The following is a 23,460-nucleotide window of genomic DNA, read 5'->3' as shown; positions in this document are numbered from 1 at the left end:
GTGGGCTTTAGTCGGCCTTTTGGGCCTCTATCGAGATTTGAACCTGAACTTCGTCACCGACAAACGGTGCAAACTGACCCAGATCGAAATCGCTGCGAACCAAAGTTGTCGTTGCGTTGAAGCCGGCCCAAGGCTTGTTGGCCATCGGGTGGCTGTCCGCTTTGTTCAACTTGGCGTCCAGAACAACGGATTTGGTGACGCCATTCATGGTCAAATCGCCGGTGATGTTGGCGGTGTCGTCGCCCGTCACCTCGATACCGGTCGAAGTGAAAGTGATCAGATCGCCCTCGGCAGCGCCGAAGAAATCCTCGGTCATAAAGTGATCTTCGCGCGGCTTCCAGCCGGTGAACATCTCCATGACTGGCATCGAAACGCTGACGCTGGACGCCGCAGGGTTTTCCTGATCAAACAAGATCTCGCCCTCAAAGCCCGAGAACATGCCATAGGTGGTCGAAAACCCAAGGTGGTCATAGCTGAAAAGAACCTGGCTGTGGCTGGGGTCCAGCACGTATTTCTCAGCGCTGGCGAACGAAGCAGTCGCCGAAACGGCCAAAGCAGCAGCAAGAAGGGTGGATTTCATAACAATCTCCGCGTTTTTGTGAATGCAAGCCGATGGGGTTGCTCAAAAACAAGATGTGCCGCCCTAGGGCGGCACACAACCTCTGTTGGCTAACAATTTCTGTTCCTTTTTGAACAGAATAAATATCAGCCGAAAATTGTTACGCTTTTGCTCAGCTGTCCTTTCAGAGCTCGGCTGACATCCGCCGATTCAAGCGGCAGCTTCATCAACAAGCTTCCGTCCACGTCAAACAGATGAACTTCATTCTCTTCAAAACGCGCACCACCCAAAGAGTCATAGCTGCGGCGCAAAACAGTCTGCGGACGCCCGTCCTCGTTCTTCTGCAGCACTCGTACTTCGCGGCGAATTGGGTCGAAATAGGCATCAGGACGAGGATCAAGAACCTCGATTGTCAGCAGGCTGACACCAACGATCAAAAACAGCATCGAAGCGGCCATCTTGATGGGCCAGACTTCAGCCTCAATGACGGACCCCGGCATCAGCCACATGGAAAACGCCGATACGATCAGAAAAGCGCCAACCATCCGCACCAGGATCAGACGCGCCTTCCAATTCGGCGCGAAGGCAATCATTACCGGGACCGAGTGCTCAAAACGCGATCCCGCCGCATCTTCCCGGTATGTGTTTGTGTTCATCGCGGTCATAACATTTCACCTTTTGTCAGGTTACTGTCGAATAAAAATTGGCTCCGGGTATCGTCCGGTATGCAAAACAACTTTGAGCCGAAAAGCGTCAGCAATTGGGCACCCCAAAGGAAATTGGGCGGCGTCTCAAAGGCATATGTGGCAGGGCTTGCCCCGCCCGCTCAAACGTGTATACGGGGCCATCCTTCGCAGTCATATGAATCGCGCAGCCTCTCGTGGCAGGGTCGCGAAGGACCAGATGGCCCCGCCTATGAAATGCGCCTTGATATAAACAGGAGTGCACATGCCACTGTATGAGCATGTAATGATCGCGCGTCAGGACCTGTCCAACGCGCAGGCGGAAAGCCTCGTCGAACACTTTGGCACCGTACTGGCCGACAATGGCGGCAGCCTCGTCGACAGCGAGTACTGGGGCGTCAAGACGATGGCCTACAAGATCAACAAAAACCGCAAAGGCCACTATGCCTTCCTGAAGACCGATGCCCCCTCGGGTGCGGTTCAGGAAATGGAACGCCTGATGCGCCTGCATGACGATGTCATGCGTGTTCTGACCATCAAGGTCGACGGCCACGAAGACGGCCCGTCGATTCAGATGCAGAAGCGTGACGAACGTGGCGACCGCCGCGAGCGTCGTTGATCACCGCCTGAGGAAAGGACACTAAACCATGGCCGCAAAACCATTTTTCCGCCGTCGTAAGGTCTGCCCGTTCTCGGGTGAGAACGCGCCGAAAATCGACTACAAGGACACCCGTCTGCTGCAGCGCTACATCTCTGAGCGTGGCAAGATTGTTCCTTCGCGCATCACCGCCGTTTCGGCGAAAAAGCAGCGTGAACTGGCCCGTGCTATCAAACGCGCCCGCTTCCTCGCCCTGCTGCCCTACGCCGTGAAGTAAGGAGACACTGACATGCAAGTTATCCTGCTGGAACGCGTTGCGAAACTGGGTCAGATGGGCGACGTCGTTGACGTCAAGCCCGGCTATGCCCGCAACTTCCTGCTGCCCCAAGGCAAAGCGCTGAGCGCGTCCGATGCGAACATCGCCTCGTTCGAAGCCCAGAAAGCGCAGCTGGAAGCCCGCAACCTGGAAACCAAGAAAGAAGCTGAAGCACTGGCTGAAAAGCTGGACGGTCAGCAGTTCATCGTGATTCGCTCGGCATCCGATGCTGGCGCTCTGTACGGCTCTGTCACCCCGCGTGACGCGGCAGACGCTGCGACTGAGGCCGGTTTCACCGTCGACAAGAAACAGGTCGTCCTGCTTGCTCCGATCAAGGAACTGGGTCTGCACACCGTTGGTGTTCGTCTCCACCCCGAGGTCGAAGTCGCGATCAAGATGAACGTTGCTCGTTCGGAAGAAGAAGCTGAACTTCAGGCATCGGGTAAATCGATCCAGGAACTGGCTGCTGAAGAAGAAGCCGCTGCTGAATTCGAAATCGCCGAACTGTTCGACGACATCGGCTCGGCTGCGTCAGATGATGATGACCTGGCTGCCGAAGTCTCTCCTGCTGAGGAAGACGAAGCGAAAGCCTGATCAGGTTTCGAACCTACCAATCCAAAGGCCGCGCAATTTGTGCGGCCTTTTTTGTGCGCCGCAGTCACACCAGCAAATTTCGGCCCAAATTGATCGCTAGTGTTGCGACCGGACAAACGTTCCATATCATAGCGCCCTATTGACCGGAGATTCATGATGCCTGTTTACCCTCGCCGCAGCATTCTTGCTCTTTTGTTCGCAACGCCACTGCTTGCCTGTGGTGGCGGAGAAGTCTCCAAAGCGGACACGTCCCTATACAACCCACCGCTATATCCAAACGAAACCCCTGAACTCAGAGCGTCGATCAACAAATGGGCAGACCATTACGAGCTGCCCCGTGAGCTTGTGCATAAACTGGCCATCCGCGAAAGCACACACCGCCCATGGGCAGTGAACCGCCCATATTATGGGCTATTGCAGATCCTCCCAGCCACAGCACGGTCCATGGGATACAAAGGCAATGCCGAAGGATTGCTGGACGCGGATACCAACCTAGAATTCGCAGGCAAATACCTGCGCGGGGCATGGTTGCTGTCTGATGGAGACCAGCAACGCGCGATCTTTCTGTATGCCAAAGGGTATTGGCCCGAGGCCAAAGCCCGCGGATTGCTGGTAGAAACTGGATTGAAATCGCAGTAGCAGTCTGCACAATCTAGCGATTAACTATGGACATTCGACGCGAATTCACGTCAAATCCCCCGCAATATCACCATATTCAGCCGCATTCGAGGTTTAATGTTGCGCAAAACACGCACCAAACTGCGAGATATGAACACTTCCCTTGCGCTTTGCGCATCGGTTGACGCAACGTAGCGTTGAATACGGACAAACTTGGCACTTCTTGAGGGATGGGAAGGGCTAAACAAAGGTTGGACAGGTGAAACTGATAGACTTGGCCGCGCTTGACCACGAGGAAAAGTCGACCGCAGACGTTATAAATTCTGTCTGCGAGGAGCTTGGATTCGACTACGCGTCCTATGCCACGATGAACCCTGTCAAAGGGGATGTGCAAGGATATGCAAACTATCCTGACGAGTGGAAGATTCATTATGGCAGCCACGGGTATCACCATTTCGATCCCACAATCTATCAATCCGTTCTAAGCATCGCCCCGGTCGATTGGAGCCGCTTTAATCAGGACGAAAACTTCAACGCTGTTTTTCGCGACGCGCATGACTTTGGCATTACCCCACGCGGGTTGACTGTCCCTGTTCGTGGTCCTTATGGCGAGTGCGGGATTCTCAGCGTGACACGCGATTGTTCAGACGGTGAGTGGGAAAAGCTGAAAAAGCATGTTATGGGCGATCTGCAAATGGCGGCTGTGCATGCTCATGACATGGTTATGCAGTCTGGCGTTCTGGCCAAAGCGCTTTACCTCCCTGCCCTGTCCACGCGCGAAAAAGAGATTTTGCAATGGGTTGCCGAAGGCAAATCCCAACAAGATGTCGGCGATATTTTGTCTATCTCGCACCGAACGGTTGAGGTTCACATGCGGTCGGGTCGGGAAAAACTGGGCGCGCTGACCACTCCCCAAGCCATCGGACGGGCAATAGGTCTGGGCTTAATAGCACCGGGTTAAGTAAAAAATCGCAAAAATACGGGAAATCCCCAATAGTCCCCGATCACAATATGGTTAAATGTTGTGTCACGGTAACCAGACTGCAGGGGGATGGAAATGATCATCGTAATTGATGGTATCAACCAACATAAATTCAAAGACGTCCTGGACGATATGTTCAAGCTTCGGGCTCGTGTGTTCGGGGATCGTTTGGGCTGGGAAGTTAATATCGTGGACGGTCGCGAGCGCGACATGTTCGACGACCTAAATCCTGCGCATGTGGTCAGCATCAACGACGAGGGGGAAGTCGTCGGTTGTATGCGCCTGTTGCAGACAACTGGTCCACACATGTTGTCGGACGTATTCAACTCGATCTTGGACGGAGAGCCACCACTCCGCAGTTCGCAGGTTTGGGAAGCAACCCGTTTCTGCGTCGACACCAAGAAACTGGGCCGCGGCCGCGGCAAAAACTCTGTGTCCTATGTCACCAGCGAGGTCATGATCGGATCGTTCGAATATGCAAAAACCGCTGGCGTGCTGGATTCGATCGCCGTCATCGACCCGGTCATGAACCGCGTTCTCCAGCGATCAGGAAACGCTCCATATGACTACCTTGGCTCAGCCAAACCTATGGGTAAAGTGGTGGCAATGGCAGCTCTGATGGATTGCTCAGACGAGCGTATTTCGGGCATCCGCGACTATGCTGGCATCGATCACGATGTCTTTATGTCCGATGAACAGGCGCTGGAACTGTTTGCTCAGGGCAAAACTGAAGCGCCAGCCAACACCAACCACCAACCGCTCACCGATCTTGAGAAGTATTTTGTGGAACAGATGAACGCCGCAAAAACCGAAGCTGAGCGGCAGGATGTCCTTAAGCTGATAGAGACGCTGATGGACACGTTCACCCCAGAGCAGAGAACCGCTCTTTTAGAAACCCCCCGCGCTTTTGCTCATGAGGCCTGACCCCCTCACCTCATAGATACAAAAGCCACCCATGCGGAGCCGTCTGATCAACAGGCGGCTCCGTTGCTTTGTGCCCATTGGGAATGGGCGGAAGAGGATTACTCCTCTTCCAGAGCCTCTACGGCTTTTTGCAGATCGTCTTTGCTCACGTCCTTTTCGCTGACCTGAGCCAGCTCGAACACATAGTCGACAACCTTGTCTTCAAAGATCGGCGCACGCATTTGCTGCTGCATCTGAGCGTTCTGCTGAACGAACTCAAAGAACTGACGCTCTTGACCCGGGTACTGACGCGCCTGGTTCATGATCGCCTGTGTCATTTCCGCGTCGGTCACTTCAACCTCGGCCTTCTGGCCCAACTCGGCCAGCAGCAGACCGAGACGTACACGGCGCTCTGCAAGCTTGGTGTGCTCTTCCGTGGGCTCCACTTCGCCGTGGTCATGGCCTTCCACGTCCGGGTTTTCCTCGTGGAACAGCTGGTGCGCGATCTGCTTGGCTTCGGCTTCCACCAGCGACGGCGGCAGGTCGAACGAGACTTTCTCGTCCAGCACATCCAGCAGAGTGCGCTTCATGACCGCACGCGATGCACCGGCGTATTCTGCTTCCAGACGTTCGGAAATCTGCGCTTTCAGGGCGTCCAGATCTTCGGCGCCGAATTTCATGGCCAGTTCGTCGTTTACTTCTGCGGCCACCGGCTCCTTCACTTCTTTGATGGTGCAAGTGAAAACGGCATCTTTTCCAGCCAGGTGCTCGGCACCGTATTCTTCGGGGAAAGTGACGTTGACGTCCTTTTCTTCTTCAGCCTTCACACCAACCAACTGCTCTTCAAAGCCAGGGATGAAGCTGTTCGAGCCCAGAACCAAAGGATAATCTTCGGCCGATCCACCCTCGAACTCTTCGCCGTCAACCTTGCCGACAAAGTCGAATACGATCTGATCGCCATCTTTGGCTTTCGAACCTTTGCGACGCGCTTTGAAATCCTGCGCAGTTTCGGCCAGGTTGTTCAGTGCTTCTTCCACAGCAGCATCGTCAGCTTTGACAACCAGCTTCTCCAGCTCGACCGACTTCAGGTCAACCTCGGGAATTGCAGGCAGTGCCTCATAAGACATCGCCACTTCAACGTCGTCGCCTTCTTTCCAATCCTCGTTGGTCATCTTGACCTCGGGCTGCAGCGCAGGGCGGTCACCGCTGTCTTCAAAGTGCTGGTTCATCGCACCGTCGATGCTTTCCTGCATCGCTTCACCCAGCAGGCGCTGGCCAAACTGCTTCTTAAGCAGCGCCATCGGCACCTTGCCCTTGCGGAAACCTTTCATTTCGATTTCCGGCTGCGCTTCGGTCAGCTTTTCATTGACCTTGTCGTCCAGCTCGGCTGCGGTCACAACGATGTTGTAGCCACGTTTCAGACCTTCGTTCAGCGTCTCGGTAACCTGCATTATGGTAGTCCCCATAGGATTCGGGGCGCGCAAAAAGGGCGCGCCGGGCAAATTTGACGCCTTCTATTTGGCCAGCAGCTTACGTGCAAGGGGCAAAGGCGGAATCCAACAGCATTTGATCGCCTAAACCGCAAAAAAGAACGCCCCGGAAACCGGGGCGTTTACGTTTGGCGCTGTCACGTCGATCAGAACTTCCAACGCGCACCCAGAACCCAGGCTTCGTTGTTGTCAAAGGATGATCCGTCATCAAAGTCGTGGTTGCGGTATTTCAGGTAAACGTCTGTATCGATCGCGTCGACTTTCTGAACCACCGCGATACCCCAGGCCTTGGTGTCCGACCCGTTGCTGTCGAAATCCGAACCGTCATAGTAATCAATACCGACACCCGTCTTTCCCCATGAAATCCAGTTTCCTTCGTACGAGATTTTGCCGTACCAGTAATTCGGATCCGTTGCACCAGCCTGATCATCGTCACGCGTACCACCCGCGATCGTAAATCCCAGACCGCTCGGCAGCAGAACCGACGCAGAGCCTATCGTGTCTTTGCTATCCCCGGAATTGTCATCCCGATCTCTCACCGCATAAGCAATGGCTGCTGCGAATTTCACACCACCGGCAAAGGTGTTTTCATAGAACAGGCCAACGTCGTAATAGTCATCATCATCGCTGCTGGACAGAATATTCTGACCATACGCAAAACCAGCCGAAAACCCATTCAACGATGGCGTATCATACCGCACACGCCCACGGCGCCCGCCGTCAAAGTTGCTTGCGCTGTCTCCGACAGTAATTCCGCTCAGCAAACCGGTCGTATCGCGGTAAAAGAAGCCTGCGTTTTCATCATTGGTAAACGAATACAACGCAGTTCCGACATACGAAAGATCGACCTCTGCGGCACCATCAGCGACCATACTGCCCTGACCGGCTGAGAACTTGCCATAGCCGCCCTTGAGCGAGAAATCCACGTGGCGAATGTCTTCGCGATTCCAGCCATCAGCGTTGGTTCCAAATTGATCGGCCGACGCGGACCCCGGCAAACCGAGACCCGTTTCGAACCAAAACTGGAACTCATTGCTGCCATATGGCTGCATCAGGCGCAGGCCCACGCGGCTGTTCGACAAATCGTTGTCCAGAACGCGGGTCTCGGTATCTTGTCCGTCATCGACCGAGATCAGCGCAGGGTGCAGTTGCCCGTACAGCAGAACATAACCACCAGTGTTGTTTTCATATTTCAGTTCTGCCGCAGCCGGGATGACCGTCGTCGCTGTCAACGTGGCGGCAACGGATAGGGTTTTGAATTTAAAAGTCATTTCACTCACCATGAATGGTTCGGGTCTTTCACCCCGTCTAATTGATTACCGAGCATCGACGTTCCAGATAACAGCGCGCTGTTTTGTAAAGGAATTGCAAATTCGCAACACTGGGCACAGCGGTCGTGAAAGTTTTACAATGTATTTCATTAACTTAAACACATCACCGCCAATCCGTTTCGGAGGTGCTCAGAAAAACTGTGCCGTCCGAATGTGTGTCTGGCAAACACTCGCTCTGTCATCATACAGACGCGATCGGCGGAATTTTGCCGGTTTTGTGTGGATTGAGCCATTCCCCGCCAACACACTCAAATATTCATCTTTCTAAACACTTCGGGCAGTTGCTCTGGAATATCTTCGGCGATCAAACCGGGCCCGAATTGGCACGCGCATTCCATATGCAGCCACGCCGCCGTCTCGGCCGCTTGCATCGGTGCAAACCCACGAGCCAGCAAACCCGTGATGAAACCCGCCAACACGTCGCCGGACCCAGCGGTTGCCAGCCAGGGGGCCGCCCTTTCGTAACACGCCGCATTGATCGAGCATTGCCCATCTGGTGACGCAATCACCGTATCCTGCCCTTTGAAGAGAACCACACACCCCGCCCGTTTCGCCGCGGCCCGCGTAGCGTCAACCTTGGAATAAGCCGGACCTTTGGTTGGCACCGCATTCAGCTTCTCTGCAATGTCCGGGAAAAGCCTCGCAAACTCTCCACCATGCGGAGTCAGAACGCATTTCTCGTGAATCTGCTCAAATAAGACGGTCGGATCGTCTGCAAAAGCTGACAAGGCATCGGCATCCAACACTGTCGCCCGTCTCGCCGCCAAAGCCACAGAAACCAACGTACGAGCTCGCTGCAATCCAAGCGCTGGCCCCAGACAAAGCGCATTCAGGCGCGTGTCGCTCAGGACCTCAGCCAAACTCTCCGCCCCCTCAACCCGTTGCATCATCAAAGCTGTGATCTGACTGGCCACTTCCATCTGTGCCGAGGGCGGTACCCCCAATGTTACCAACCCGGCCCCAATTCGTAGCGCCCCCCGCGCCGCTAACCGCGCCGCGCCGGTTTTTCCGGAACCGCCCGACAGGATTAGGGCGTGACCGTGGGTGTATTTGTGACCAGAGACTTCTTTCGCGACCAAAACATCCTGTGAAGACATCAAGCGTACGACTTGGTCGGGTTCAGAATGAGCAAGACCGATGGACTTGTTTCTGACGTTGCCGCACTTCAACGGTCCATCGGCCACCACATGCCCAATCTTTCTTGCATGGAAGGTGACCGTCAGATCGGCTTCAATCGCATTCCCGATCACATGACCACTGTCTGCACACAGACCACTTGGGGTGTCGATCGAGACGATGCGCGCGCCCTTCTCTCGAACTAGAGATCTTGTTTCTTCGAGAGCCAAGTGAGCAAACACGCCGCTAAAGGGACGCGTCAACCCGGTTCCGAACAGCCCATCAACAATCAGGTCAAATCTGTCGGGAAAGCGCAAATAATCGTCATGAAACGGCGCAGGATCGATGACCCTGGCATGCGTTTCGCCAAGCTTGGCCCACCGCTCATAATTCACCCGCGCATCCGGAGGCAGCTTTTCTGGTTCCCCATACAGAAAAACCTCAACCTCCCATCCTAACTCTCGCAGAAGACGCGCAACAACAAACCCGTCGCCACCATTGTTCCCAGGCCCGCACAAAACCACCGCGCGCCGGGGATCCCCTTCATCTGGCCCCAAATACCTCGGGGAGCTCGAGGGGCTGGCCCCTCGATCCCGCAACTCCGGCCATTCCTCGAAGATCGCGTCGACAACGCCCAGCCCGGCCAGTTCCATCAGTTCCAGACCTGTCACTTTACCGGACTCGATGGCGGCCCGCTCAATCGCCCGCATTTGGGCCGCTGTCAGCAACTCTGTCATCTCAATCCTTTCCGCGATTCAATTTCGATTACTTTTTGTGCAACATGCCCAAAATCTCACCCAGCCTCGAAATTCGCCCTGCCCGCCGCACAACAATTCCGCAATCACATTGCCGCCTGATCTTAGACGTGATCACTGCGGGTCTGACAACCATGCGAGGTGAGCCGGGATGAAAAAGATCGAAGCGATCATCAAGCCGTTCAAACTGGACGAAGTGAAAGAGGCATTACAGGACGTCGGCGTCCAGGGCCTCAGCGTGATCGAAGTCAAAGGCTTCGGCCGCCAGAAAGGACACACGGAACTCTACCGTGGCGCAGAATATGTCGTCGACTTTCTGCCCAAGGTGAAGGTCGAGGTCGTGTTGGACGATGATCAGGTCGATGCCGCCATCGAAGCCATCGTTTCGGCCGCAAAAACCGACAAAATCGGTGATGGCAAAATTTTTGTCTCACCAATTGAACAAGCCATCCGTATCCGTACCGGCGAGACCGGTTCGGACGCGCTGTAAAACTCAAATCTTCAAGTCAGAGGAAACAAGAGAATGAGCAAGGACGCAGTTCTTCAGCTGATCAAGGAAGAAGACGCAGAATACGTCGACATCCGCTTCACCGACCCGCGCGGTAAGCTTCAGCACGTGACGATCATGGCCGATCAGGTCGACGAGGACTTCTTGGAAGAAGGCTTTATGTTCGACGGTTCGTCCATCGCGGGATGGAAATCGATCGAAGCTTCGGACATGAAACTGATGCCCGACACAGGCAGCGCCTATGTCGATCCGTTCTACGCGGAAAAGACCATCTGCCTGCACTGCTCGGTTGTTGAACCCGACACTGGCGAAGCATACGAGCGTGACCCGCGCGGTACTGCTCAGAAAGCCGAAGCTTACCTGAAAGCATCCGGCATCGGCGACGTTGCCTATATGGGTCCGGAAGCCGAGTTCTTCCTGTTTGACGATGTTCGTTTCTCCAATAGTATCAACAAAGTATCCTACGAAGTTGATGCGACCGACGCGTCGTGGAACACCGACACCGAGTACGAGATGGGCAACATGGGCCACCGTCCGGGCGTCAAGGGTGGCTACTTCCCGGTGAACCCGGTTGACGAAGCGCAGGATCTGCGTTCGGAAATGCTGTCGACCATGAAGCGTCTAGGCATGAAGGTCGACAAGCACCACCACGAGGTTGCCTCGTGCCAGCACGAACTGGGCCTGATCTTCGACAGCCTGACCAAACAAGCGGACGAGCTGCAGAAGTACAAATACGTTATCCACAACGTTGCGCATGCTTACGGCAAATCGGCGACTTTCATGCCGAAGCCGATCGCGGGTGACAACGGCACTGGTATGCACGTGAACATGTCGATCTGGAAAGACGGCAAGCCGTTGTTCGCAGGTGACAAATACGCCGACCTGTCAGACGAAGCACTGTACTTCATCGGCGGCATCCTGAAGCACGCCAAGACCCTGAACGCCTTCACCAACCCGGCGACCAACAGCTACAAGCGTCTGATCCCCGGCTTCGAAGCGCCCGTTCTGCGCGCCTACTCGGCCCGTAACCGTTCGGGTTGTGTCCGTATTCCGTGGACGGAAAGCCCGAAAGCCAAGCGCGTTGAGGCCCGCTTCCCGGATCCGGCTGCGAACCCCTATCTGGCGTTTGCCGCACTGCTGATGGCTGGTCTGGACGGTATCAAGAACAAGATCGATCCGGGCGAAGCCATGGACAAGAACCTGTACGATCTGCCTGCCGAAGAACTGGCCGACATTCCGACCGTTTGCGGCAGCCTGCGCGAAGCTCTGGAAGCTCTGGCATCTGATCACGACTTCCTGCTGCAGGGCGACGTTTTCACCAAAGACCAGATCGACGGCTATATCGCACTGAAAATGGAAGAGGTCGAAACCTACGAGCACACCCCGCACCCGGTTGAATACGGCATGTATTACAGCTGCTAAGCTGGGCTTGGGTTTAAATCTGCAAGGGCGTCCAATCGGGCGCCCTTGTTTCGTTAGTATTGATCTTTCACACTCCTGCCCATCGATCCCAATGCAGGAGAGATCGCATGAACGCTTTTTCACAGTTTTCCAACATTGTGACCACGGCAGAGGACCTTGAGCGTATCACAGGCTCCCCTCTGCCTCAGATCCTCGCCAAAGAACTGAACGCGCTGGACCGGATGTGCCGCGACTTCATCGCAACGTCTCCGTTCTGCTTGATCGCCTCGGCCAACCCTGACGGATACCTGGACATCTCACCAAGGGGGGACCCGGCTGGTTTTGTTCAGGTATTGTCTGACACACTGATCGCGATCCCGGACAGGCCAGGCAACAAACGGGTGGATACCTTTCACAACGTTCTAAAGGACCCGCGTGTCAGTGTGATATTCTTTGTGCCTGGCAAGATGGAGACACTCAGACTACGAGGCGAAGCCCGAATCTGCGCGGACCCGCAGCTACTGGAGCAAATGGCCATCTCTGGCCATGCTCCTAAACTGGCGCTGCTGATCCACGTTCATACGGTGTTTGCGCATTGCCCCAAATGCGTCATCCGATCAAACCTGTGGCAACCCGACGCGTGGCCAGATGCGTCCAACCTGCCAAACATGAACGCCATGATGGTAAAACATGCCCGGATCAAGGCCACCCCTAATGAATGGTTTGAGACGCTAAAGGAAAAAGGAGAGCTAGATCTCTACTAGCTTCTTTTCCGATCTCGACACCCGCGCTACGCTGAAGTCAGATTTCTTCTTCGTTGGATTGAACCTATGTTTCGCCTCGCTGCTATCCTTGCCTTGTCTCTTACCGCCCCCGTTTTGGCCGCCCCATGCGGGAATACCAGCGCTGGCTTTGAGGCGTGGAAAACCGATTTTGCGAAACAGGCACGAAAGGCCGGGGTGAAAAAAAAGGGATTACGTGCGCTGTCGCAAACGCAATACGCAACGCGCACCATCGAGGCGGACCGCAATCAGAAAAGCTTTAAATACTCATTGGACAAATTCATGCGGGTCCGAGGGGCCGACACTATCGTCGCTCAAGGGCGCAAACGCAAAGCCGCCAACCCCAACTATTATGCTGCGTTCGAGCGCCAATACGGTGTACCAGCAGGCGTGCTGATCGCCATTCATGGCATGGAAACCGGATTTGGAAACTTCATGGGCGACAGCCAGGTTGTGTCCGCAATAACCACTTTGGCCTATGATTGTCGCCGATCCGAGTTCTTTATTCCGCACGCAATTGGGGCGCTGAAATTGGTGGACAAGGGGAGTATCACAATGGCGACAAAAGGGGCAAAACATGGCGAGTTGGGCCACACGCAATTCCTGCCAGGCAATGCTCTGACCTATGGGGTCGATGCCACCGGCGACAGGCGTGTGGATTTCTACAACATGACGGACGCACTGGCTTCAACCGCAAATTTTCTTCGCAAGAAGGGCTGGAAACCGGGGCGCGGCTATCAGCCAGGAGAGCCAAATTTCCGTGTATTGCAGCAGTGGAACGCAGCCTCAGTGTATCAGCAATCCATCGCGATCATGGCCTCCCGAATCGATCAATAACGTCGCCGCACGGAAAACATGCGCAGCACCCGTTTTCGCCACATTTCCGCCACAGTGACAAACAAAAGCCTTTAGTTTCTTGGTTTCCAAAGCGTAATCAATCGCGGGAAAATTTCGGTTTTTTGCATTTTTCGCCAAATTCTGCCCCAGAACGGTTGCTAGAGTGTCTTTCGAACAAAGCTTGAATAAGGACAAAGCAGTGGCTCGGAAGCACAGCTACCATGGCGGCCTGCAATTTGATGGTGACGCAAACGGCGCTCTTGAGCGTTTTGGAACCATCGTTGCCACAACGCTTGAAGATTATGGCCATCTGGTCGAACGCAAAGCGTTGCTCAGTTATTCCGAAGCCAGCATCGTATCGAGCCAATACTTGGTTCGCCTTACGCTGGATACAGGCACACCCGAGCAGGAAGACCGTTACGAGCGTATGGACCGTGCCGCGGGGTTAAAAACCATAACAAAACCCCGCGTGTCACATCCTCAAAACCGGCTCGTGCTATCAGTCACCCCCGTGTCCCCGTTATTGGATGATACTGAGATTTCGGAACTGATGCTGGTGGTCATTTTGTATCGCATGGTCGATATCTGCTCGACCCGGCGAGTCGAATGGCTTTCGCCGAGCACGGTGCTAACGGTCGAACAATTCATGAGCGCCTTCGACACCCTGGCGCCTAATCCCGCAACGCGCGACCGAAAACAGATTTTTCAGTCACTGACCGGTCAGTTCACCGGCGTCAACCTGCCCGAGCTGGACGACACTGTTAGTGCACTTCACGCCCCGACGGCACGTCCGATCCAGCTTACAGATGAGCAATTGCTCAGCATCGCGTTCCGCAGCGAAGACACGCCCCCGTTTGACCAGACCGCGCCTGGAGCCAAAATAACAGAAGATGGTGAACGCCCAAGCGATGTCTTGCGGCTGAGCAGCTGGTGCATGACAGGTGTTCTGGCCAGCGTTTCAGCGCCAATCGCTGTGTCAATGGCCGCCGTCAACCTGATCCGAGGCGAAGATTTCCGCCTGAATACCCAGGTGCTTGTGTTCACTTTTGCCATTGTAGCACTGAACGCCAGCAATGCGTTTGCCGATGTTGCAGATGCGTTGGGCATGTAACTGAATTACCAAGACCCTCCTTGGAGGCCCCGCCGTCAGGCGGGGTTTTCCATTTCTGCAACTGCGTGCGCGGCCAGCACATAAGTGTGGATGGAAAACACGACCGCGTTTGTTTCGGGCAGACGCAATAAAGTTTGCCGCTCGCTCCGCAAAAACGAGTTCTCGCGCCGATCCGGGATTTCTCGTCGGGCATGGGCACTGCGGGGCTGGAACAGCTCGGAATCCTCATACCAAAGAGCATTGAAACGCCACAACGGACGACCGGGCTGAATTCCGTCGAACAATCTTTGCACACGCTTTGCAATATTGGCGTCGTAACTCTGAACCGGCACATGAATGTCGACCAGAGGCCGCATGAATTTTTCCAACAAGCGCCAACTGGCCGGAAAGCACAGGATCGCCCCGGTCAAAACATGCTCTTCACCGAGTTTTTGAAGAATGCAGAAGTCTTCCTGCACCAATTTGCACAACGTATCCAACGGTTGGCTGCGATCAATGAGGACCGTCGCGCCATCGGGTCGGACAACTGCCTCAGCTGCTGACGGGTAAACGCGCGCCAAGACCATATCCAGCAGCTCTTGGGCGGCAGGTTCGGCTTGCGGATCAAGGGCCAGAACGTCGTCTCGGTGATCACAAAGCAGCTCTTCACGGCGCTGCATTTGACCGGAAAACGCCTCGTCCTGATGCAGCCAATCTTCAAGTGTTGTGGGCTGTATCCCGGGCAGAGCACGTGGATTACCAACATCATACGGGATTGTGTTTTGTAGAATCTGCCTCATGACAAAGACTTAGCACGCACGGAGCCACGTGTCGGTCGAAAACGACAGCCTCGCCGTCGCAATTTTGTCAGACGATACGGGTCGGCTCTTTAGTTTTGCCGCAGCACTTAAAGAGGCCCGCCATGAATCAACATTACCGAGACACGCGCAAGATTGACCCCAGCAAAGGCGCGACGTTGGGTGACGGTACTCCGAACGACAATGATCGGATTGAGATCGGGCCAACGCAGTTGGCCTTTGACGAATGGGCCGCTGCGGGGCTTGAGCTGCCCAACCTGACGCGGATGCGGGAACACCGCTGGAAGCGACTGACACGGGCCATTGCAGATCGCGGCTATGGCGGCTTGCTGATGTTTGACCCGTTGAACATTCGCTATGCCACCGACAGCACCAACATGCAGCTTTGGAACACGCATAACCCGTTTCGCGCGGTTCTGCTGTGCGCTGATGGCTATATGGTGATTTGGGACTACAAGAATTCGCCCTTCCTCAGCACATTCAACCCCCTGGTGCGTGAACAACGTTCGGGCGCCGATCTGTTTTACTTTGACCGGGGTGACAAGGTCGACGTTGCTGCGGATGTGTTCTCGAACGAAGTGCGGGTGCTGATCGAAGAACACAGTGGCGGCAACAAGCGACTGGCCGTCGACAAGATCATGCTGCACGGCCTGCGTGCACTTGAGGCGCAAGGGTTCGAGATCATGGAAGGCGAAGAGCTGACCGAAAAGACCCGTGCCATCAAAGGGCCTGACGAAATCCTCGCCATGCGCTGCGCCAGCCACGCCTGCGAGACAGCGGTCGCAGAAATGGAAAAGTTCGCGCGTGCCAATGTGGGCGATGGGAAAACCTCGGAAGACGACATTTGGGCTGTCCTGCATGCAGAAAACATCAAACGTGGCGGAGAATGGATCGAAACGCGCCTTCTGGCCTCGGGCCAGCGGACCAATCCTTGGTTTCAGGAATGCGGCCCTCGGATCACCCAGCAGAACGAGATCATCTCGTTCGACACCGACTTGATTGGGTCATACGGGATTTGCATCGACATTTCCCGCAGTTGGTGGATTGGCGATCAGAAGCCGCGTGAAGACATGATCTATGCCATGCAGCACGCGCATGAACACATCATGACCAACATGGAAATGCTCAAACCCGGCGTGATGATTCCGGAACTGACAGCAAACTCTCACAGGTTGGACGACAAGTTTCAGGCGCAGAAATACGGCTGCCTGATGCACGGCGTTGGCCTTTGTGACGAATGGCCGCTTGTGGCTTATCCGGATAAGGCCGTCGAAGGATCCTATGACTATGCGCTGGAACCGGGAATGGTTTTGTGTGTCGAAGCTTGCGTTGGCGAGGTCGGTGGTGACTTTAGCATCAAGCTAGAAGATCAGGTTCTCATTACCGAAGACGGGTACGAGAACCTGACCAAGTACCCATTTGATCCCCGCTTGATGGGGTTGGAGTGAGACCTAAGCCTCACTCTGACCAGTGCGATCTGCGGACATTTCCGTGCCAGTCTTCAAGAACTGGTTCGTCTTGAACCTGTGGCCCTGTTAGATTTGCGGGCCAGGACTGTCCGATTGCAAATCCAATGAGACCGGCCAGCAGCAGCGCGATGACCCACAGCGGGCGCGTCTCGGGCGGGCGGTGAATTCTGCGTGTGACATGTATATCTCCTAATGCAACATCTTCGCTGCATAGTTGTGTTCACACCGAGAATAAGTGAAATGAATGTTTGGCCGACATTACTTCACAATACTTGATGTGACTCCCAGAAATGCAAATCGCCTTTCAAACCTTCAGCGTAGTGATGATATTCGGGTGAAACGACACGTGCTCAGTTCTCACCTTCCCGTGACGCGACTGACATAAGGGTTGAGACCAGACCAACATGAACACAGTATTGTTCGTGTTCCCCCAACCCATTCAAGGAGCCGACATGCCCACGGAACGCATTACCTTTGCCGGACATGACGGCAGCCAATTGGCCGCACGACTGGATCTGCCTGACGGCCCGGTGCTGGCGACAGCGCTCTTTGCCCATTGTTTTACCTGCTCCAAAGACATCCCCGCAGCCCGGCGCATTTCGGCGCGCTTGGCAGCGATGGGGATTGCAGTACTGCGCTTTGACTTTACGGGGCTGGGCCATTCTGAGGGCGAGTTTGCCAATACGACCTTCACCTCGAATGTCCAGGATTTGATCGCTGCTGCGCAATTTCTGGCGGGGCGGAACATGGCACCGTCCTTGTTGATCGGCCATTCGCTGGGCGGTGCGGCGGTTTTGCGTGCACGCGCTGGCATTCCAACGGTAAAGGCTGTTGTGACACTGGGCGCGCCAGCAGATCCCGGTCACGTCTCACATCACTTCGAAGAGGCGCTGCCTCAGATCGAACAGGACGGAAGCGCCGAGGTGACTTTGGGTGGGCGCCCGTTCCGCATCGGCAAGGCCTTTGTGGATGACATTGCCCAATCCGCCCTGACCGCAGCGATCACCGACCTAAAAGCCGCTTTATTGATCCTGCACGCGCCACGCGACGAAACGGTCAGCATAGACAATGCCAGCACCATCTTCTTGGCGGCGAAGCATCCAAAAAGCTTTGTGACCCTTGATGATGCCGATCATCTGATCACGCGCGCGGCCGATGCCGAATACGCAGCCGATGTGATATCAGCTTGGGTTTCGCGGTATGTGAAACTGTGCCCGCCCGCCCCGCCGCCAGGCGCCCCGGAAGGCGTCGTCCGTGTGACCGAAGCAGACCCAAGCGGTTATATGCAGGATATTCAGGCCGGTCCGCATCACCACGCGGTCGCGGATGAACCAGCTTCTTACGGCGGTACGGATAAGGGCATGTCGCCTTACGGCTTTGTCTCATCCGGTCTGGGTGCCTGTACATCCATGACCATACGCATGTATGCGCGCCGAAAGAACTGGCCGTTGAAAAAGGTGAGCGTGGATGTCTGTCACGACAAGGTTCACGCTCAGGACGCCGGGCTGGCGAATGAAGGAAAGGTGGATCAGTTCCGTCGCAAAATCCGATTGATCGGCCCGCTGGATCAAGCGCAAAAGCAACGCTTGCTGGAAATTGCGGACAAGTGCCCTGTGCACCGGACGCTTGAGGGTTCAGCCCATATAACAACTGAGCTTCTGCCATAGAAAAAGGCCGCCCCTGTGCGGCCTTTGCGATCAACGACGCGGCGATGGCCGGTGAATAGGCGGCCGTGCAGCGGGCGGGCGCGCCGTTGGCGGCCTTGGCCGTGCAGGCGGTTTGGCAACCGGCGGCTGTGGCCGATCAGGGCGCGTTGGCCGATCTGGACGGTTTGGTCGATCTGGCCGATCGATGTCGATATTGACGTCACGACGGTAGTAATCGTTCCAGAGCATCGAGTCATAAAACGGGTCATACCCATAACCGACCCCGACCGAGACACCATCACAGGCCGACAGTGAAAACGTCGCAGCCCCCAGCCCCAGCGCAAGAGAAATCCGTCTGATGTTTCGCAAACTCATAGCACCCTCCCCTTACTGGAACGACCGGAACGACGCGAAAACCGCGTTCAGATCGTCGGCATAATCTGGATTAGCGCCGTCACGAAGGATGGCCACGGCAACTGCAACGCGGTTTTTTGGCAGATCAATTAGGGCCGCGGTAAAGCTGACTCCTTTGCTTTCCCGACGCCCGGTTCCCCGAAAAACACGCGCCGGCAATCCACCGATGCGGGTGTCGCTGGTGCTGGTGATGGTCGGGTCCTTGACCAGAAACTTGTCGATATCCTGCAAATAGCGGACGCCATCCTCAATGGTCGCGACACCAGCGGGCGAGACAAAGCCCATCCAGACAGTATCATCAGTAACCGGGCGCATCCCCATGACGCGGGACACGGCACGCGTATCCCCCAACTCGGTATCTTCGATTTCGCGCGGGCCACCTGTACGCAGCGCCCAAAAGTCTGGAACATGAAAGCCGAACAGTGCGCGGCCATCCTGAGTATAAGTCACCGGGGTATCAGCTGCTGCGGACCCTACCCCACCCAACCAAATGGCAGCGCATGCAGCAAGCAATGGACCTGAAAATAAACGCATATCTCAATAACCTGATAGTTTCCTCACGCACAGCTTGAACTTTCAAGGCGCGGTTTGTCCAGTGCTGGCGCGTCGTGATCAGGTGGATTGAACCCGCGCATATCCACTTTCCTGGCGCTGCGGCCAGTGCCAACAGGTCTTGAACGCGTTAGGTCAGCACGCCCGCTTATTGGGCAAATGTGCCATCTGTCCGCCCCCCGGCATCGTCGACGAAACGGATCGTATCCTCGTTCCGAAAAACGTCGTAGCAAGCCCAAAGGTCCGAAGGTGGCCAGATCGAGCAATACTGGTCTTCGCGCACCACCCAGCGACCTGCACTCGGCCCACCCGAGAAATATTGCGTGACCATACTGGAGTCGAAAGTTTGCCAGACCCCGCTGCCATATTCCAATTTCTGGCCCGTCAAAGCTGCAAGGATTTCCTCGCCGGACAATTTCTGGAAGCCATCTGCGGCCAAAACACCCGGCCAAAGGGCCAAAATCAGGGCAAACCGTCTCATACCCGCTCTCACGTCTTGTTCCCTAACGCGCTCGGGGCTAAACCCCGCGCCAACGCCTCATCCCAACCACATAAAGGTGCTGCCGCCAATGATTCCCCGTTATTCCCGCCCTGACATGGTCGCCATCTGGTCGCCTCAGACCAAGTTTCGCATCTGGTACGAGATCGAGGCACATGCCTGCGACGCCATGGCCGATCTGGGCGTCATCCCGCGCGAAAATGCCGAGGCCGTGTGGAAAGCCAAGGATGTGGAGTTCGACGTAGCCCGCATTGATGAGATTGAGGCCGTCACCAAACACGATGTCATCGCCTTCCTGACCCATCTGGCCGAGCATGTGGGCAGCGAAGAAGCCCGTTTTGTGCATCAGGGAATGACCAGCTCGGACGTGCTGGATACCTGTTTGAACGTACAGCTGACCCGTGCTGCGGACCTGCTGATCGCCGATCTCGAAGGCCTTCTGGCCGCGCTCAAGCGTCGCGCGATTGAACACAAAAACACCGTTCGCATCGGTCGCAGCCATGGCATCCACGCAGAGCCTACCACCATGGGCCTGACCTTTGCCCGGTTCTATGCCGAGATGGATCGCAACCTGTCTCGGATGCGTGACGCTCGCGCGGAAATCGCCACCGGCGCGATCAGCGGCGCAGTTGGCACCTTCGCCAATATCGATCCGCGTGTTGAGGAACATGTCTGCGACCAGATGGGGCTTGTGCCGGAACCGATCAGCACACAAGTCATCCCGCGCGACCGCCACGCGGCCTTCTTTGCTACGCTAGGTGTGATCTCCAGCAGCATCGAGAATATCGCCATAGAAATCCGCCACATGCAGCGGACCGAAGTGCTGGAGGGCGCCGAGTTCTTCTCGATGGGTCAGAAAGGCTCCTCGGCCATGCCACACAAGAAAAACCCTGTTCTGACCGAGAACCTGACAGGTCTGGCGCGCATGGTGCGCGCGGCCGTGATCCCGGCGATGGAAAACGTGGCGCTCTGGCACGAGCGCGACATCTCGCACTCTTCAGTCGAACGCATGATCGGACCGGACGCGACAATCACCCTGGACTTTGCGCTGGCACGACTGACAGGTGTGATCGACAAGATGCTGATCTTCCCCGAGAACATGCTCGAGAACATGAACAAGTTCCCCGGCCTTGTCATGAGCCAGAGGGTTTTGTTGGCACTGACCCAAGCCGGTGTCAGCCGTGAAGACGCATACGCCATGGTCCAACGCAACGCGCTGAAGGTCTGGGAACACCGGACCGACTTCAAGCAAGAGTTGCTGGCAGATGCGGATGTCACCGCTGCGCTCAGCCCTGAAGAAATCGAAGAAAAATTCGACCTTGGCTATCACACCAAGCATGTCGATACGATCTTTGCCCGTGTGTTTGGCGAGTAAAAATCAAGCAGATCAAACAGTTCAGGGGCCCGGTTCGTACGCAGCGATCCGGGCCTTGTTCTTTTGCCGGATCATCAAAAATCGGTTATCTTGTCCGCGCATTCCCGAACAGGAGAAGCTTGATGATCCGGACTTTGATTTGCGCATTGGCCCTTGGCTGCTCAGCCTCTGTCGCCTTGGCCTGCAGCGCCCATACTGAACAAACGCAGTCCTGCGCGCCGGGAACACAATGGGACGCCGAAGCCCATAGCTGCGTAAAAACTGTCAATAGCTGAGGTTTTTCTTTCCTACTTGTGAATAAAAGAGGCAGCGCAATTGTTAGCCTTTTATCAAATCGCGCTATGCTTGATCAGAGCAGCCCAGAGAACGGAGTAGGAAAATGCGCCTTGTTTTAGTTTCAGCTATTGCCCTTCAGGCTTTTGCCTTTGCGCCGGCTTTGTATGCAGCCGGCGACGGTGGCAGCACCACGACCCCACCAAAACCAACGAACACGACCAAGAGATGCCTTTTTGGCCGCGTCTACGACAAGGACGCGGGGCGTTGTGTCAAACCGAACAAGACCAATTTCACCGATGATGAACTGTATGACGCCGTGCGCGAGCTGGCTTATGACGGGCAATTCGAGAACGCTCAGAACATTCTGCGCATCATGGATCAGAACGATGATCGCGTCCTGACATATTGGGGTTTTACTTACCGCAAAATGGGTGAGCTTGAGCTGGCAAACGCCTTCTACACCAACGCCATCGAATCCAACCCCGACAACATCCTTGCCCGCAGTTATATGGGACAGGGCTTTGTCGCCGAAGGCAGAACCGATCTGGCGATCGAGCAATGGCGCGAGATCAAAACTCGTGGCGGCGAAGGAACCTGGGCCGAGGCATCGCTGCGCGAAGCCATCCGCACCGGGCTGACCTATAACTACTAAACTTCAAGGTTATTTAACCCGATTCTCCGTAATCTGCCTGTGGTTCAGAAATTTTGGCACCACAGGCAGATGCAGGACACAAACGCGTTGATACACACGGCACCCGGAGCAGCTGCTCCGCTTGCCAAGGGGAATGACGATAAACCACGGCTTGTTCCCCGGACATTGAGCAACCGACAAAAAGCAGCGATTGTCGTCCGCCTTCTGCTGAGCGAAGGCGCGGATCTTCCGCTTGAGGAACTCCCTGACGATCTGCAAGAAAAATTAACCCATCAGCTTGGCGAAATGGGTCTTGTGGACCGCGTGACACTGGATGCCGTGGCGCAGGAGTTCGGCGAAGCACTGGATAACATCGGCCTGGCCTTTCCGCATGGCTTGGCTGGGGCGTTGGATGCGGTAACCGGCAAGATTGCCCCGAAAACAGCGGCACGCCTGCGCAAGGTGGCCGGGATACGACAGGTTGGTGACCCGTGGCAAAGGCTGCGCGACATCCCTGTCGAAGATCTTGCAGCCATGGCCCAAGCGGAAAGCACCGAAGTGGCCGCAGTGATGTTGTCAAAGATGGATACCGCGCAAGCCGCTCAGATGCTTGGGCAAATGCCCGGCCCTGTGGCGCGTAGGATCACCTTTGCTGTCTCGAAAACAGCGAACGTTACCCCAGAGGCGGTCGAGCGGATCGGCTGGTCTCTGGCCGCGCAACTGGATCAGCGCCCGGTGCAGGCGTTTGATGACGGCCCCAGCGCACGCGTTGGCGCGATCTTAAACCAGTCAGCCGCGGCCACCCGCGACGACTTGTTGAACGCATTGGATGAAGACGATGCCGCCTTTGCAGAACTCGTACGCCAGTCGATCTTCACCTTTGCGCATATTTCGAACCGCATTACAGCCCGCGATGTTCCGGCCATCCTGCGCGAAGTGGACCAAGCCGTGCTTGTAACAGCCCTGGCCGGAGCTGCGGCAGATGACGACAAGGCATCGGTTGAATTTCTGCTGACAAATATCTCGTCACGCATGGCGGAAAACCTGCGTGAGGAAATGGGTGAACGCGGACGAGTCAAACAATCCGAGGCCGAAGAAGCGATGACTCAGGTGGTTGGCGCCATTCGAACACTGGTTGATGCAGGAACAATCGCTCTGGTCGAAACTGAGGAAGAGGCTGAGTAGCATCAGGTTAGCAGGTTTGCCCCTTAACATGC

Annotated in this window: 25 protein-coding genes; 16 read left to right on the top strand and 9 right to left on the bottom strand. The window is 55.6% G+C overall.

Annotated elements, in window-relative coordinates:
- Nucleotides 1-7: 7 nt before the first annotated feature.
- Both I9187_RS11500 and I9187_RS11495 read right to left on the bottom strand, forming a co-directional pair.
- Nucleotides 8-580, bottom strand: coding sequence for a YceI family protein (locus I9187_RS11500; RefSeq protein ID WP_171179600.1), 573 nt, complete (start codon nucleotides 578-580; stop codon nucleotides 8-10).
- Nucleotides 581-705: 125 nt separating this feature from the next.
- Nucleotides 706-1,224, bottom strand: coding sequence for a hypothetical protein (locus I9187_RS11495; RefSeq protein ID WP_209509306.1), 519 nt, complete (start codon nucleotides 1,222-1,224; stop codon nucleotides 706-708).
- Nucleotides 1,225-1,507: 283 nt separating this feature from the next.
- Here I9187_RS11495 and rpsF point away from each other — a divergent pair, with 283 nt between their 5' ends.
- From rpsF to I9187_RS11465, 6 genes are all read left to right on the top strand, one after another.
- Nucleotides 1,508-1,861 carry a 30S ribosomal protein S6 gene (rpsF, locus tag I9187_RS11490; RefSeq protein WP_171179594.1) on the top strand — a complete coding sequence of 118 codons (354 nt, stop codon included), beginning with the start codon at nucleotides 1,508-1,510 and terminating at the stop codon, nucleotides 1,859-1,861.
- A 28-nt stretch (nucleotides 1,862-1,889) separates the two neighbouring features.
- Complete coding sequence (gene rpsR / locus I9187_RS11485) at nucleotides 1,890-2,117, top strand: 30S ribosomal protein S18 (RefSeq protein WP_005608650.1); 228 nt, start codon at nucleotides 1,890-1,892, stop codon at nucleotides 2,115-2,117.
- 12 nt (nucleotides 2,118-2,129) lie between these two features.
- Nucleotides 2,130-2,750 carry a 50S ribosomal protein L9 gene (gene rplI / locus I9187_RS11480; protein ID WP_171179592.1) on the top strand — a complete coding sequence of 207 codons (621 nt, stop codon included), beginning with the start codon at nucleotides 2,130-2,132 and terminating at the stop codon, nucleotides 2,748-2,750.
- A 153-nt stretch (nucleotides 2,751-2,903) separates the two neighbouring features.
- Nucleotides 2,904-3,389, top strand: coding sequence for a transglycosylase SLT domain-containing protein (locus I9187_RS11475; protein WP_171179591.1), 486 nt, complete (start codon nucleotides 2,904-2,906; stop codon nucleotides 3,387-3,389).
- A 238-nt stretch (nucleotides 3,390-3,627) separates the two neighbouring features.
- Nucleotides 3,628-4,329, top strand: a complete 702-nt coding sequence (locus I9187_RS11470; RefSeq protein WP_171179589.1) for a LuxR family transcriptional regulator — start codon at nucleotides 3,628-3,630, stop codon at nucleotides 4,327-4,329.
- Nucleotides 4,330-4,425: 96 nt separating this feature from the next.
- On the top strand, nucleotides 4,426-5,274 hold the full coding sequence (locus tag I9187_RS11465) for an acyl-homoserine-lactone synthase (protein WP_171179586.1): 849 nt from the start codon (nucleotides 4,426-4,428) through the stop codon (nucleotides 5,272-5,274).
- A gap of 98 nt (nucleotides 5,275-5,372) precedes the next feature.
- Here the strand turns inward: I9187_RS11465 and tig are convergent, their stop codons facing one another.
- From tig to I9187_RS11450, 3 genes are all read right to left on the bottom strand, one after another.
- Nucleotides 5,373-6,704, bottom strand: coding sequence for a trigger factor (tig, locus tag I9187_RS11460; RefSeq protein ID WP_171179584.1), 1,332 nt, complete (start codon nucleotides 6,702-6,704; stop codon nucleotides 5,373-5,375).
- Between the two features lie 185 nt (nucleotides 6,705-6,889).
- Nucleotides 6,890-8,014, bottom strand: coding sequence for a porin (locus tag I9187_RS11455; protein WP_171179582.1), 1,125 nt, complete (start codon nucleotides 8,012-8,014; stop codon nucleotides 6,890-6,892).
- 308 nt (nucleotides 8,015-8,322) lie between these two features.
- The gene (locus I9187_RS11450; RefSeq protein WP_171179581.1) at nucleotides 8,323-9,927 is read right to left on the bottom strand and encodes an NAD(P)H-hydrate dehydratase; all 1,605 of its coding nucleotides are present in this window, start codon (nucleotides 9,925-9,927) and stop codon (nucleotides 8,323-8,325) included.
- Nucleotides 9,928-10,096: 169 nt separating this feature from the next.
- On the opposite strand from I9187_RS11450, the gene I9187_RS11445 reads away from it, so the two are divergent.
- The 5 genes from I9187_RS11445 to I9187_RS11425 all read left to right on the top strand — a co-directional run bounded on the left by I9187_RS11445 (nucleotide 10,097) and on the right by I9187_RS11425 (nucleotide 14,584).
- On the top strand, nucleotides 10,097-10,435 hold the full coding sequence (locus tag I9187_RS11445; protein WP_171179579.1) for a P-II family nitrogen regulator: 339 nt from the start codon (nucleotides 10,097-10,099) through the stop codon (nucleotides 10,433-10,435).
- Nucleotides 10,436-10,468: 33 nt separating this feature from the next.
- Nucleotides 10,469-11,875 (top strand): type I glutamate--ammonia ligase, encoded by a 1,407-nt coding sequence (gene glnA, locus I9187_RS11440; RefSeq protein ID WP_171179577.1) that lies wholly within the window; start codon nucleotides 10,469-10,471, stop codon nucleotides 11,873-11,875.
- A gap of 107 nt (nucleotides 11,876-11,982) precedes the next feature.
- Complete coding sequence (locus I9187_RS11435; protein ID WP_171179574.1) at nucleotides 11,983-12,618, top strand: MSMEG_1061 family FMN-dependent PPOX-type flavoprotein; 636 nt, start codon at nucleotides 11,983-11,985, stop codon at nucleotides 12,616-12,618.
- Nucleotides 12,619-12,684: 66 nt separating this feature from the next.
- Nucleotides 12,685-13,473 (top strand): lytic transglycosylase domain-containing protein, encoded by a 789-nt coding sequence (locus I9187_RS11430; protein WP_209940197.1) that lies wholly within the window; start codon nucleotides 12,685-12,687, stop codon nucleotides 13,471-13,473.
- A gap of 199 nt (nucleotides 13,474-13,672) precedes the next feature.
- Nucleotides 13,673-14,584: a hypothetical protein gene (locus tag I9187_RS11425; RefSeq protein WP_348540091.1), complete on the top strand. Its 912-nt coding sequence runs from the start codon at nucleotides 13,673-13,675 to the stop codon at nucleotides 14,582-14,584.
- 35 nt (nucleotides 14,585-14,619) lie between these two features.
- On the opposite strand, the gene I9187_RS11420 is transcribed toward I9187_RS11425, so the two are convergent.
- Nucleotides 14,620-15,363: a DUF3445 domain-containing protein gene (locus I9187_RS11420; protein WP_171618768.1), complete on the bottom strand. Its 744-nt coding sequence runs from the start codon at nucleotides 15,361-15,363 to the stop codon at nucleotides 14,620-14,622.
- Nucleotides 15,364-15,485: 122 nt separating this feature from the next.
- Between I9187_RS11420 and dddP the strand changes: the two genes are divergently transcribed.
- On the top strand, nucleotides 15,486-16,829 hold the full coding sequence (gene dddP, locus I9187_RS11415) for a dimethylsulfonioproprionate lyase DddP (protein WP_171618766.1): 1,344 nt from the start codon (nucleotides 15,486-15,488) through the stop codon (nucleotides 16,827-16,829).
- Between the two features lie 473 nt (nucleotides 16,830-17,302).
- Entirely contained in the window at nucleotides 17,303-18,517 is a 1,215-nt protein-coding gene (locus tag I9187_RS11410; protein ID WP_171179564.1) for a bifunctional alpha/beta hydrolase/OsmC family protein, read from the top strand.
- A 30-nt stretch (nucleotides 18,518-18,547) separates the two neighbouring features.
- On the opposite strand, the gene I9187_RS11405 is transcribed toward I9187_RS11410, so the two are convergent.
- From I9187_RS11405 to I9187_RS11395, 3 genes are all read right to left on the bottom strand, one after another.
- Complete coding sequence (locus I9187_RS11405; protein ID WP_171179562.1) at nucleotides 18,548-18,871, bottom strand: hypothetical protein; 324 nt, start codon at nucleotides 18,869-18,871, stop codon at nucleotides 18,548-18,550.
- A gap of 12 nt (nucleotides 18,872-18,883) precedes the next feature.
- Nucleotides 18,884-19,444, bottom strand: coding sequence for a hypothetical protein (locus tag I9187_RS11400; protein ID WP_171179560.1), 561 nt, complete (start codon nucleotides 19,442-19,444; stop codon nucleotides 18,884-18,886).
- A gap of 166 nt (nucleotides 19,445-19,610) precedes the next feature.
- The gene (locus I9187_RS11395; protein WP_171721495.1) at nucleotides 19,611-19,943 is read right to left on the bottom strand and encodes a hypothetical protein; all 333 of its coding nucleotides are present in this window, start codon (nucleotides 19,941-19,943) and stop codon (nucleotides 19,611-19,613) included.
- Nucleotides 19,944-20,031: 88 nt separating this feature from the next.
- Here I9187_RS11395 and purB point away from each other — a divergent pair, with 88 nt between their 5' ends.
- The 3 genes from purB (at nucleotide 20,032) to I9187_RS11380 (ending at nucleotide 23,428) form a co-directional block, all read left to right on the top strand.
- Nucleotides 20,032-21,336: an adenylosuccinate lyase gene (purB, locus tag I9187_RS11390; RefSeq protein WP_171179555.1), complete on the top strand. Its 1,305-nt coding sequence runs from the start codon at nucleotides 20,032-20,034 to the stop codon at nucleotides 21,334-21,336.
- A gap of 379 nt (nucleotides 21,337-21,715) precedes the next feature.
- Nucleotides 21,716-22,264 carry a hypothetical protein gene (locus I9187_RS11385; RefSeq protein ID WP_171179552.1) on the top strand — a complete coding sequence of 183 codons (549 nt, stop codon included), beginning with the start codon at nucleotides 21,716-21,718 and terminating at the stop codon, nucleotides 22,262-22,264.
- 69 nt (nucleotides 22,265-22,333) lie between these two features.
- On the top strand, nucleotides 22,334-23,428 hold the full coding sequence (locus tag I9187_RS11380; protein WP_171179550.1) for a FliG C-terminal domain-containing protein: 1,095 nt from the start codon (nucleotides 22,334-22,336) through the stop codon (nucleotides 23,426-23,428).
- Nucleotides 23,429-23,460: the final 32 nt, after the last annotated feature.

This window comes from Ruegeria sp. HKCCE4148 (assembly GCF_017872495.1).
In the GTDB taxonomy this organism is placed as follows: Bacteria; Pseudomonadota; Alphaproteobacteria; order Rhodobacterales; family Rhodobacteraceae; genus Ruegeria.
The sequence above is the reverse complement of the archived record's forward strand: the minus strand, read 5'-3'. Positions and strand labels throughout refer to the sequence as shown.

Coding starts and splice junctions, on each gene's coding strand:
- I9187_RS11500 (WP_171179600.1), bottom strand. CDS start 580: ATGAAATCCACCCTTCTTGCTGCTGCTTTGGCCGTTTCGGCGACTGCT.
- I9187_RS11495 (WP_209509306.1), bottom strand. CDS start 1,224: ATGACCGCGATGAACACAAACACATACCGGGAAGATGCGGCGGGATCG.
- rpsF (WP_171179594.1), top strand. CDS start 1,508: ATGCCACTGTATGAGCATGTAATGATCGCGCGTCAGGACCTGTCCAAC.
- rpsR (WP_005608650.1), top strand. CDS start 1,890: ATGGCCGCAAAACCATTTTTCCGCCGTCGTAAGGTCTGCCCGTTCTCG.
- rplI (WP_171179592.1), top strand. CDS start 2,130: ATGCAAGTTATCCTGCTGGAACGCGTTGCGAAACTGGGTCAGATGGGC.
- I9187_RS11475 (WP_171179591.1), top strand. CDS start 2,904: ATGATGCCTGTTTACCCTCGCCGCAGCATTCTTGCTCTTTTGTTCGCA.
- I9187_RS11465 (WP_171179586.1), top strand. CDS start 4,426: ATGATCATCGTAATTGATGGTATCAACCAACATAAATTCAAAGACGTC.
- tig (WP_171179584.1), bottom strand. CDS start 6,704: ATGCAGGTTACCGAGACGCTGAACGAAGGTCTGAAACGTGGCTACAAC.
- I9187_RS11455 (WP_171179582.1), bottom strand. CDS start 8,014: ATGACTTTTAAATTCAAAACCCTATCCGTTGCCGCCACGTTGACAGCG.
- I9187_RS11450 (WP_171179581.1), bottom strand. CDS start 9,927: ATGACAGAGTTGCTGACAGCGGCCCAAATGCGGGCGATTGAGCGGGCC.
- I9187_RS11445 (WP_171179579.1), top strand. CDS start 10,097: ATGAAAAAGATCGAAGCGATCATCAAGCCGTTCAAACTGGACGAAGTG.
- glnA (WP_171179577.1), top strand. CDS start 10,469: ATGAGCAAGGACGCAGTTCTTCAGCTGATCAAGGAAGAAGACGCAGAA.
- I9187_RS11435 (WP_171179574.1), top strand. CDS start 11,983: ATGAACGCTTTTTCACAGTTTTCCAACATTGTGACCACGGCAGAGGAC.
- I9187_RS11430 (WP_209940197.1), top strand. CDS start 12,685: ATGTTTCGCCTCGCTGCTATCCTTGCCTTGTCTCTTACCGCCCCCGTT.
- I9187_RS11420 (WP_171618768.1), bottom strand. CDS start 15,363: ATGAGGCAGATTCTACAAAACACAATCCCGTATGATGTTGGTAATCCA.
- dddP (WP_171618766.1), top strand. CDS start 15,486: ATGAATCAACATTACCGAGACACGCGCAAGATTGACCCCAGCAAAGGC.
- I9187_RS11410 (WP_171179564.1), top strand. CDS start 17,303: ATGCCCACGGAACGCATTACCTTTGCCGGACATGACGGCAGCCAATTG.
- I9187_RS11405 (WP_171179562.1), bottom strand. CDS start 18,871: ATGAGTTTGCGAAACATCAGACGGATTTCTCTTGCGCTGGGGCTGGGG.
- I9187_RS11400 (WP_171179560.1), bottom strand. CDS start 19,444: ATGCGTTTATTTTCAGGTCCATTGCTTGCTGCATGCGCTGCCATTTGG.
- I9187_RS11395 (WP_171721495.1), bottom strand. CDS start 19,943: ATGAGACGGTTTGCCCTGATTTTGGCCCTTTGGCCGGGTGTTTTGGCC.
- purB (WP_171179555.1), top strand. CDS start 20,032: ATGATTCCCCGTTATTCCCGCCCTGACATGGTCGCCATCTGGTCGCCT.
- I9187_RS11385 (WP_171179552.1), top strand. CDS start 21,716: ATGCGCCTTGTTTTAGTTTCAGCTATTGCCCTTCAGGCTTTTGCCTTT.
- I9187_RS11380 (WP_171179550.1), top strand. CDS start 22,334: ATGCAGGACACAAACGCGTTGATACACACGGCACCCGGAGCAGCTGCT.